Origin of the sequence: Corynebacterium sp. HMSC11D10 (genome assembly GCF_001806995.1) — a bacterium.
Classification (GTDB): Bacteria; Actinomycetota; Actinomycetes; order Mycobacteriales; family Mycobacteriaceae; genus Corynebacterium; species Corynebacterium coyleae.
In genome coordinates, this window is record NZ_KV787050.1 from 1 (window position 1) to 1327 (window position 1327).

The window sequence follows — 1327 nt, forward strand, 5'->3', positions numbered from 1 at the left end:
TGGGGTGTCATGATTCCGGTGGACGGTGAAACCCACCGATCTGGAAGGATTAAATCATGCCACGTAAGTATTCGGATCAGTTTCGTCAGCAGTGCATTGATGAGGTGTTGATGTTCGGCAAGACTCGTGGTGCCGTGGCCCAGGAGTACGGGGTGTCGTCCTCGTCGTTGGGACGCTGGGTGGCCAAAGCCGAAGGCACCTTGGGCACTGGTTCCGGCAGCCACATGCGCGCTGCTGATGCCGCGTCGCAGGACCCGGCAGAGATGGCAAAGCGGATCAAAGAGCTCGAGCGTGAAAACGAGTTTTTAAAAAAAGCGGCCGCCTTCTTCGCCACGGAGCACACCACGAGGACCTCTTCGCGGTAATTGCCCACTTCCACGAAGAAGGCAACCCCTGCCCTCGCTACCCAGTGTCAATGATGTGCCGTGTGTTGGAAGTATCCAGCTCCGGCTATTACGCCTGGCGCAAGCGTAGAGATACTCCGCCGGCCGGTGGCACACCGCGGGCGAAACGCGCGGCGATTACCGATCTGGTTATCGAGATCTTCAACGAGCACAACGGTTTTGCCGGGGCGCGCACTATCTACCGGCAGCTTCAGGCCCAAAACGTTGCAACCACGCTGTATGCGGTGCGAAAGATCATGGCTGACAACACGCTGCACACCAAGTACCGTCGCGCGTTTAAACGCACCACGATCCAAGACCCGCAGGCGAGCGCACGAGCTGATCTGCTTCGGCGCCGTTTCTACCCCGCGATGCCGACAACCTATCTGTGCGGCGACATCACCTACCTGCGCACCGCGCAGGGGTGGATGTATCTGGCCGTCGTGATCGATCTGAGCACACGGATGGTTGTCGGGTGGCAGATCGCAGACCGGATGAGTGCGCAACTTGTCGTCGACGCGCTGACCATGGCGCACGCGGCCGGTTTCGTCGCGGGCAACGCGGTGTTTCACTCCGACCGCGGCTCGCAGTACACCTCGAAGCAGTTCGCGCAAACAGCCAAGAAACTCGATGTGCGTTTAAGCACCGGCGCGGTCGGTGTGTGCTGGGACAACGCGGTTGCGGAGTCGATGCTTTCCACGTTGAAGCTGCATCTGCTGTACGAAAAGAAGCAGTTCGCGTCGAAGTTCGACGCCCGCTACGAAGTCGGACACTGGATCGAGACGTACTACAACCGCCGCCGCATCCACTCCACCACCGGGCTGATCCCCGCCGAAGCAATGCGCCAATTCAAAACCCGCTGCGCCGACACACACGCCGCCGCAGCCTAACCCCCACAACCAAACACAACGGGTTTACCCGTCCACAAAATTTGACACAGGCCA

Annotated in this window: 1 protein-coding gene and 1 pseudogene; both read left to right on the forward strand. The window is 59.8% G+C overall.

Annotation, left to right across the window (positions count from 1 at the left end):
• Window positions 1-110: 110 nt before the first annotated feature.
• Window positions 111-365, forward strand: coding sequence for a transposase (locus tag HMPREF3120_RS04930; RefSeq protein WP_244268753.1), 255 nt, complete (start codon window positions 111-113; stop codon window positions 363-365).
• Window positions 359-1273 (forward strand): annotated as a pseudogene (locus HMPREF3120_RS04935) (IS3 family transposase); the annotation flags it as partial. The gene HMPREF3120_RS04930 and the pseudogene HMPREF3120_RS04935, both read left to right, overlap by 7 nt.
• Window positions 1274-1327: the final 54 nt, after the last annotated feature.

Coding starts and splice junctions, on each gene's coding strand:
- HMPREF3120_RS04930 (WP_244268753.1), top strand. CDS start 111: ATGTTCGGCAAGACTCGTGGTGCCGTGGCCCAGGAGTACGGGGTGTCG.